Genomic DNA, 299 nt, shown 5'->3' with positions numbered 1-299 from the left:
GTTGGGCAGATACCGACCGATCTCGAACGCGCTGACGCTGACGACGATCGCCGGCACGACCGCCGCGACGAGAGCGAAGACCAGGGCGAGCGTCCCGAAGAGCCGCGAGGACGAGGGAGCCGGTGCGGTGGGCACCTGGTAGGCGCCGGAGGGAGCCGTGTAGCCGCCGACGGGCACCTGGTAGGCGCCGGGAGGGGCTGCGGGGTAGCCGGGGGCCGGGGCCGCGGGGTAGCCGGCCGGTGCTGCCGGGGGATACGCGGGAGCCGCGGGAGGATACGTCGAAGCCGCCGGAGGATATG

1 pseudogene is annotated in these 299 nt (G+C 74.2%); it reads right to left on the bottom strand.

Annotated elements, in window-relative coordinates:
- Positions 1-299: pseudogene (locus DSP71_RS24360) on the bottom strand (hypothetical protein); the annotation flags it as partial.

It is taken from the genome of Microbacterium sp. H6, from assembly GCF_003314775.1.
In the GTDB taxonomy this organism is placed as follows: Bacteria; Actinomycetota; Actinomycetes; order Actinomycetales; family Microbacteriaceae; genus Microbacterium; species Microbacterium oxydans.
Note: the sequence above shows the minus strand (reverse complement) of the source record. Positions and strands in the feature narration are given on the sequence as shown.